The 3,200-nt window shown below is 64.0% G+C and carries 2 pseudogenes; one reads left to right on the forward strand and one right to left on the reverse strand.

Annotated elements, in window-relative coordinates:
- Positions 1 to 274: 274 nt before the first annotated feature.
- A pseudogene (istA, locus tag VNQ78_RS18295) lies at positions 275 to 1,499 on the reverse strand (IS21 family transposase); the annotation flags it as partial.
- A gap of 278 nt (positions 1,500 to 1,777) precedes the next feature.
- Here istA and tnpC point away from each other — a divergent pair.
- A pseudogene (gene tnpC / locus VNQ78_RS21640) lies at positions 1,778 to 3,086 on the forward strand (IS66 family transposase); the annotation flags it as partial.
- Positions 3,087 to 3,200: the final 114 nt, after the last annotated feature.

Here is a 3,200-nt window from a genome sequence, read left to right on the forward strand (position 1 = left end):
CCGCACCCGGCGTCGCACCTGCGCCTCGGTCACGGCGAAGGCACTGACAACCTGCGCAATGCTGGCCTGCCCTTCCGAGAGCATTCGGTAATAGGCGCGGATTTCATCGGCGGGATGCAGCGCCTCGCGCGCGGTATTCTCGGTGCTGGCCCAGAGCAGCGCCATATCGCGATCCCCGGTCAGCCGCACCGCGACCTCTGCCAGACCTCTGCCGCGTTCGGCCAGCCATTGCAGGGCCCGCAATCGGCGGCCACCCGCGACGATGCCGATCCTGCCTGGGGAAGAGCTTGTCGCGATAAACCAGATTGAGCAGCGCCATGGGCTTCTTGCGCAGGGAATGGATGACATGGTGGTAGTTCACCACCTGATCATTCTTGCCGTTGGCTTGGGCCCGACCCCGCGGAAGGTTCAGCAGATGGGTTCCGCCCACGAAGATCTCCAGCCGATCATCGAACAGGCACACCCGCAATCGATGACCGATCAGGCGAGAGGGCACGGTGTAGAAGACCTTGCGCAAGGTGAAGCCGCCGGTGCCCGTGACAGTGACGATCACCTCCTCGAAATCGGTGCTGCGCCGAGCCGGCAGCTCCTGCAGATGGCCGCGTTCGGCCGAGATACTCTTGCTGCGCGCGGCATTCCTGCGCCCGACGATCTCGTCGACGAAGGCACGGTAACTGCCGAGGTCATCGAAGTCGCAAGTGCCGCGCATCAGCAAGGCATCCCTTATCGCCCCCTTGAGATGGCCATGGGCGCTCTCGATCGAACCGTTCTCATGAGCGACGCCCTTGTTGTTCCACGTCGGCACCATGCGGTAATGGGCGCACAGGGCCTCATATCGCATCGTCAGATCTGTCCGGGCCTCGGCATCAAGGTTGCGGAACGCGGCCGAGAGGCTGTCGGTGCGATGGGCTGCGGGGACGCCGCCTGCCATCCACAGCGCGTTTTGAAGCCCTTCGGCCAGGGCCACGAAACTCTCGCCGCCGAGAATGACATGAGCATGCTCAAACCCGGACCATGGCAGACGGAAGTGATAGAGCAGATGATCAAGCCGTTCGCCCGACAGCGATCCCGAGCGCGCCCATATCGGCGAAATCCGACAGGCCGAGCCGGCCCGGTTCATGGACCTGCCGGAAGATCACCTCCTGATCCTCCCCATGCAGCGCTCGCCAGGATCGGATCCGGCGCTCCAGGGTCCGCCGGATGCCCGGCTGCAACTCGGGATGACGGCGCAGCATCTCCTCGAAGATGGCGACGGGCCGTAGTCCGGGAGCCGATTGCAGCAAAGGCACCACCTCGGCATCAAAAATTTGCTCAAGTGGGTCGGGGCGACGGCGGCCACGAGGTTCGCCTTTCTGCGAGGGCCGCCGCGTGTCCTGCGCGATCCGGTAGCCCGTCGCCCGGCTCAGGCCCGCCTTGGCAGCGGCGGTCTCAATTGGATGGTCCTGTCTCAGCTTCATGAAAAGCCTCGTCTGATGATCGGTTACATGGCGCCCCGGCACAAAGGTGGTTCTCCAATCCTGAAAACCACCAGTGTAACGAGGCGACCGCGATCACAGACCCCGGAAATTTGGGCGCAACGGCCTGTGCATGCCTCCGGTCGGGCTACGCCCTCCCTACGTCATGCACAGGCCGTTCCGTCTCATCCTGATTGACGCGGAATCTCATCCTGTTTGTCGCGTGCCATCGGCCTCTGGAAACGCCAAAACCGGCCGTTGCAGAATGAGTTGAACAGCAGAAAAGGCGAGCAATATCAGGATGACCGGTCTATGATCGGGACATGTCCACCTCCCCGCCTATCGATCTTTCCGCCATCCCTGAAAACCAACGTGCTGCTGTGCTGGCAGTGCTGCACCAACGGGATGCGCTGCGGGAAACAAACCGGACGCTGGAGCATCTCATTGCCGAGCTGAACCAAGTCGCGTATGGCAAGCGCTCCGAGAGACTGAGCGACGACGAGCGCCCGCTGGCCTTCGAGGATCTCGAAGCTGCCATGGCCGAGGCCGAGACCCGGCAGGATGCGGAGGCTGCGCCCCTCGCGCCGTCGCGGCGGACCGCGCGCCGCAATCGCGGGCATCTTCCGGCGGGCCTTCCGTGCTTCGAACGGGTGATCGAGCCGGATAGCCTGCTCTGTCCTTGTGGCTGCGGCGAGATGCACCGGATCGGAGAAGACCGCACGGATCGGCTGGACATCGTGCCCGCGCAGCTGCGGGTCATCGTCACCATCCGTCCCAAATATGCCTGCCGCCGGTGCGCCGAGGGTGTTACCCAAGCACCAGCACCTGCACATCTGATCGAAGGAGGTCTGCCCACCGAGGGTGCCCTCGCGCATGTGCTTGTCAGCAAGTGTGCCGACCACCTTCCCTTATACCGCCAGAGCCAGATCCTGGCCCGAGCCGGGGTCGAACTGCATCGCAGCACACTGGCCGACTGGGTCGGCACCGCCGCCGTCCATCTCGACCCCGTGGTCGATCGGCTGGCCGAACAAGACGTCGACCAAGCTCTATATGGACGAAACAACTGTACCTGTGCTCGATCCCGGCCGGGGGCGGACGAAGACAGGCTATCTCTGGGCCTTGGCGCGCGACGATCGAACCTGGGGCGGAGCAGACCCGCCCGGCGTGGTGTTCACTTACGCCCCCGACCGCGCGGGCGTGAATGCCGAGCGTATCCTGCAGGGTTTTGACGGCATCCTGCAACTGGATGGCTACACCGGCTACAACCGGCTGACACGGCCTTCCCGGACAGGCGGCGCACCAATCATCGTCGCCCCTTGCTGGGCACATGCACGACGCAAGCTGAAGGAGGTCTTCGATCGCGACGGCGCCGAGATCACGGCCGAAGGCCTGCGCCGGATCGCCGAGCTTTACCGGATCGAAGCCGAGATCCGTGGCATGGGTGCCGGCCAGCGCCTCTCGGCCCGCCAGGCGCGCAATGCGCCGCTGGTCGCGGCCTTCGGCGAATGGCTGCAGCTGCAGTGTCGGCGAATGTCAATGAAGTCCCGCCTCGGAGAGAAGCTGGCCTATATCCATCGCCACTGGGACGGGTTGCAGACCTTCCTGCGCGACGGCCGAGTCATTGTGCACTCCATCATCAACTGTCTGTAAACATTGGAAGCGTGTCTGTATCGGCGAGGCGACACGGGCGACTGTTTCGGGTTACCGCGGCTTGAACCTGTGTCGAGTTGAGATCGTCGGCACGGA

Source organism: Paracoccus sp. (in: a-proteobacteria) (assembly GCF_035556475.1).
Lineage (GTDB): Bacteria > Pseudomonadota > Alphaproteobacteria > Rhodobacterales > Rhodobacteraceae > Paracoccus.